The organism is Citreimonas sp. (genome assembly GCF_042096055.1).
Taxonomy (GTDB): domain Bacteria; phylum Pseudomonadota; class Alphaproteobacteria; order Rhodobacterales; family Rhodobacteraceae; genus Citreimonas.
Genome location: NZ_JBELMH010000097.1, coordinates 1 through 4,714, shown reverse-complemented (window position 1 = coordinate 4,714; position 4,714 = coordinate 1). Strand labels below are relative to the sequence as shown.

Here is a 4,714-nt window from a genome sequence, read left to right as displayed (position 1 = left end):
CGTGAACGACAGCGACGCCGACGCGCGCCGGCTGGTGCAGCTGATCGCCGGCATCCCCGCCAAGATCAACCTGATCCCGTTCAACGAATGGCCCGGCGCACCCTATCAGCGCAGCGACTGGAGCCGGATCGAGGCTTTCGCCGACATCGTTTACAAGGCCGGCTACGCCTCGCCCATCCGCACCCCGCGGGGCGAGGACATCATGGCCGCCTGCGGGCAGCTGAAATCTGCCTCCGAGCGCGCAAAGAAGTCGCGCCGCCAGATCGAGGCCGAGGCCGGGATTGGCAGCACCGCCTAGTCTCCGGCCTCGATTGACAAGACTGACAAAAAAAGTCAGGAATGGCCGGGTCCCTTGCAGGAGCCGGCCATGCCCGCCTTTCGACGCTTCTTCCGTTCCACGCCCCGAGACGCGGGATGAGCGCCGGCGGCGTGCCCCGCGTTGGCGTCATGCGCCGGCCCGAACGGCGCGCGATCGCCGTGCTGCGGGCCTGGGCCGCCGGGTCGGACAGGCTCGACCGGCTGTGGGACGAGTTGTGCGACAGCATCGGCGAGCCGCGCGCGCGGTCCTGCCTGGTCGCCTTCTTCGAATTACGCAGCCTGCTGGATCACCACGCCTGGCGCATCCCCGTCATCCTGGATCAGGACTCGGACGGCTTCTCCGAGGACGAGCTTGCCATCGCGCGCTTCGTGATGGCCGCCGCCGAGCAACGGCGCGAGGTCGCGCTGGCCGAGGCGGGGTTCCTCGTCTCGCCGGTGGCGTACCTGCCGATGCTGCACGCGGCCGCGCGGTTCGGCCTGCCCCTGCTGTGCGAGGATTGCCGAACGCGCGTCTTCGGTCGGTTCGGGCGCGAAAAACGCAAACTGGACGCTTGACCTTCCCGTGACTGGAACCCCTATGTGAGGGAAAACGCCGTCACACAGGGTGCCTTTTCATGTCCCGACAGATCCAGTTCGACGTCACCTCGATGACCTGCGCCGGCTGCGCGGGCCGCGCCGAGCGTGCGCTGGCCGCCGTGCCGGGCGTCGAGTCGGCCTCGGTCAGCATCGCCAGCCATCGCGCCACGGTCGCCGGCGACGCCGATGCCGCGACATTGCGCGATGCACTCGCCAAGGCCGGCTACCCGGCGCAGGAAACCCGCATCACGCTGGATATCGAGGGTATGAGCTGCGCCTCCTGCGCCGGCCGGGTCGAGCGTGCGCTGACCGCCCTGCCGGGTGTTCTGGACGCGCAGGTCAACCTGGCCACGGACACGGTGGTCGTGCGCGTCCTGTCGGGCGCCGTGCCGACCGATGCGCTGGTCCGCGCGGTCGGCGACGCCGGCTACGGCGCGCGGCAGGTCGGCGACGACAGCCAGGCGACCGAAGAGCGCAAGCGTGCCGAGACCACCGCGCTGCGCCGCGATTTCATCGTCGCGGCAGCCCTCACCCTGCCGGTCTTCCTGGTCGAGATGGGCGGCCACCTCGTGCCCGGCTTTCACCACTGGCTGTACGGCCTCGTGGACACCTGGACCGTCTGGTTCGCACAGTTCGTGCTGGTGACGGCCGTGCTGGTCGGGCCCGGCCGCCGCTTTTTCCGCGTCGGGTTGCCGCTGCTCTTCAAGGGCGCGCCGGACATGAACACGCTGGTGGCGCTGGGCACGCTCGCGGCCTGGGGCTACTCGACCACCGTGCTGTTCGCGCCGGCGCTGCTGCCGGAAACCGCGCGGGCCGTGTATTTCGAGGCCGCCGCGGTGATCGTCACGCTGATCCTTCTGGGCCGCCTGCTCGAGGCGCGGGCGAAGGGCCGAACCGGTGCCGCGATCCGCAAGCTGATGGGCCTGCGCCCCGACACCGTCCGGCGCGAGCGTGACGGCCGGATCGAAGAGGTCGGCGTCGCGGACGTGGCGCCCGGCGACGTGCTGCTGGCCCGCGCGGGCGAGCGGATCGCCGTCGATGGCGAGGTCGTGTCGGGCGCCTCCTATGTCGATGAAAGCATGCTGACCGGCGAACCCGTGCCGGTCGAGAAGTCCGAAGGCGCCGCGGTGACCGGCGGCACGGTGAACGGCAACGGCACGCTGCGCTACCGCGCGACGGCCGTCGGCGCGGACACCGTGCTGGCGCGCATCATCGCGCTGGTCGAGCAGGCGCAGGGCGCCAAGCTGCCGATCCAGGCGCTAGCCGACCGGGTGGTGCGCGTCTTCGTGCCCGTGGTCCTTGCGGTCGCTCTCGTCACCATTCTCGCCTGGCTTGCGCTGACCGGCGATCCCGCGCAGGCGCTGGTAGCCGGCGTGTCGGTGCTGATCATCGCGTGCCCCTGCGCGATGGGGCTGGCCACGCCGACCTCGATCATGGTCGGCACCGGCCGCGCGGCCGAATTGGGCGTGCTCTTCCGCAAGGGCGACGCGCTGCAGCGGTTGTCGCAGGCGCGCGTCGTGGCCTTCGACAAGACCGGCACCCTGACGGAAGGCCGCCCCGAACTTGTCGCCCAGACCATGACCGGCGGGTTCGAGGCCTCGGAGGTGCTGCGCCTCGTCGCCTCGGCCGAGCGCGGATCGGATCACCCGATCGCCCGCGCGCTGGACCGCGCCGCGCCGGACGCGCCTGAGCCCGCCAGCGTCGAGACCGTGCCGGGCTATGGCCTGCGTGCCACGGTCGAGGGACGCGAGGTGCTGGTCGGCACAGCGCGCCTGATGCAGGAGGCCGGTATCGATGCCGGCCCGCTGGCCGAGGCGCTCGAAACGGCCGCGTCGCGCGGTCAGACGCCGGTGCTGGTGGCCGTCGACGGCCGGCTCGCCGCCGCCTTCGCCGTGGCTGACCGCGTCAAGCCCGATGCGCGCCGCGCCGTCGCCGCGCTGCACGACGCGGGCATCGCGGTGGCGATGATCACCGGCGACACGCGCGCCACGGCGCAGGCCATCGCCGCCGACCTCGGCATCGAGCACGTCGAGGCCGAGGTCCGCCCCGAGGGCAAGGTCGACGCCATCCGCCATCTGCGCGAGCGCTTCGGCGCCGTGGCCTTCGCGGGCGACGGCATCAACGACGCGCCCGCGCTGGCCGAGGCCGAGATCGGCCTCGCGATCGGCACCGGCACCGACGTCGCGATCGAAAGCGCCGACGTGGTGCTGTCTTCGGGCGCGGTGGCGGGCGCGGTGAACGCCTTCGGGCTCAGCCGCGCGGTGATGCGCAACATCCGGCAGAACCTGTTCTGGGCCTTCGGCTACAACGTCGCGCTGATCCCGGTGGCGGCCGGCGTGCTCTACCCCGCGACGGGCATGATGCTGTCGCCGATGCTGGCGGCGGGCGCTATGGCGCTGTCGTCGGTCTTCGTGCTGTCGAACGCGCTGCGGCTGCGCCGCGTCTCGCCCGCGCTGCCCGAGGAGCCGTCGCGCCCCGCCGCGCCCCTTCAGGAGGCCGCCGCATGAACATCGGCGAGGTTGCCGCGAAGGCCGGGCTGCCGGCCAAGACGATCCGCTACTACGAGGAGATCGGCCTAGTGACCCCGGCGCGCGACAGCAACGGCTACCGCGCCTTCCGGTCGACCGACGTGCACAAGCTGGCCTTCCTGGCGCGCGCCCGCGCGCTGGGCTTCTCGATCGAGGATTGCCGTACGCTGCTGGCGCTCTACGAGGACGACACGCGCGCCAGCGGCGACGTCAAGCGTGTTGCGCGCGAGCATCTGGCGCGGATCGACGAGAAGATCGCCCAGCTGGGTGCCATGCGCGATACGCTGGGCGACCTGGTCGAGGCCTGCCACGGCGACGACCGCCCCGATTGCCCGATCCTGAAGGACCTGGCCGAGGGCACCTAGGGCGCGGCGAAGTCGTCGCGCGCGTAGCCCTGCAGGTACAGCAGCGCGGTCAGGTCGCCGTGGTTCACCCGCAGGTCGCACTGCGCCTGGACCGACGGCTTGGCGTGCAGCGCCACGCCCAGCCCCGCGCGGCCCAGCATGCCGAGGTCGTTCGCCCCGTCGCCCACCGCGATCACGTCCGCCTCGGCGATCCCGAGGCGGGCGCTGATCTGTTCCAGCGCCTCGATCTTCGCCTCGCGCCCCAGGATGGGCGGCGTGACGGTGCCGGTCAGAAGCGCGTCCGCGATCTCGAGCGTGTTGGCGCGATGCTCGTCGAAGCCCAGATCGCCGGCGACGCGGGTGGTGAAGGCGGTGAAGCCGCCCGAGACCAGCGCGCAATGCGCGCCATGCGCCTTCATGGTCGCGATCAGGGTGGCCCCGCCGGGCATGGGCGTGATCCGGGTGTCGAGCACGCGGGCGATCACCGCCTCGGGCAGGCCCTTCAACAGCGCGACACGTTCGGTCAACGCGCCCTCGAAGTCGAGCTCTCCGTTCATGGCGCGCGCGGTGATCGCCTTCACCCGCGAGCCGAAGCCGGCCTCGTTCGCCAGTTCGTCGATGCATTCCTGCTGGATCATCGTGCTGTCCATGTCGGCCAGCAGCATCTGCTTGCGACGGCCTTCGTCGGGCAGGGCGTTGACGTCGGCCTGGTCGGCGAGGGCCGCGCGCGTGTCGTCCCAAGTGTCGGGCAGGGCGGGCACGGCGAACTCGGCCGCCTCGTCCGGGGACAGCCACTGGACCGCGCCGCCGCCCCAGGCGTTGCGCAGGTTTTCGGCCAGCGCCGGGTCGAGCGCGCCGGGTGCTGCGATGAGCGAGATGATCGGCATGAAGCGTCCCTCTTTTCCGGCTGTCTGGCACGGAGCGGCGGGATTGGGAAGGCGTCCGGCG

General features: G+C 71.7%; 4 protein-coding genes and 1 pseudogene. 4 read left to right on the top strand and 1 reads right to left on the bottom strand.

What is annotated here, in order from left to right; translation table 11 throughout:
- From ACFDTC_RS15880 to cueR, 4 genes and pseudogenes are all read left to right on the top strand, one after another.
- Positions 1 to 298: pseudogene (locus ACFDTC_RS15880) on the top strand (23S rRNA (adenine(2503)-C(2))-methyltransferase RlmN); the annotation flags it as partial.
- A gap of 116 nt (positions 299 to 414) precedes the next feature.
- The gene (locus tag ACFDTC_RS15875) at positions 415 to 873 is read left to right on the top strand and encodes a hypothetical protein (protein ID WP_375259861.1); all 459 of its coding nucleotides are present in this window, start codon (positions 415 to 417) and stop codon (positions 871 to 873) included.
- Between the two features lie 59 nt (positions 874 to 932).
- Positions 933 to 3,401, top strand: a complete 2,469-nt coding sequence (locus ACFDTC_RS15870; protein WP_375259860.1) for a heavy metal translocating P-type ATPase — start codon at positions 933 to 935, stop codon at positions 3,399 to 3,401.
- Positions 3,398 to 3,787, top strand: a complete 390-nt coding sequence (gene cueR, locus ACFDTC_RS15865) for a Cu(I)-responsive transcriptional regulator (RefSeq protein WP_375259859.1) — start codon at positions 3,398 to 3,400, stop codon at positions 3,785 to 3,787. The genes ACFDTC_RS15870 and cueR overlap by 4 nt, the downstream gene beginning before the upstream one ends.
- Here cueR and serB read toward each other — a convergent pair.
- Positions 3,784 to 4,653 carry a phosphoserine phosphatase SerB gene (gene serB, locus ACFDTC_RS15860; RefSeq protein ID WP_375259858.1) on the bottom strand — a complete coding sequence of 290 codons (870 nt, stop codon included), beginning with the start codon at positions 4,651 to 4,653 and terminating at the stop codon, positions 3,784 to 3,786. The two genes, cueR and serB, sit on opposite strands and share 4 nt — an antisense overlap.
- Positions 4,654 to 4,714: the final 61 nt, after the last annotated feature.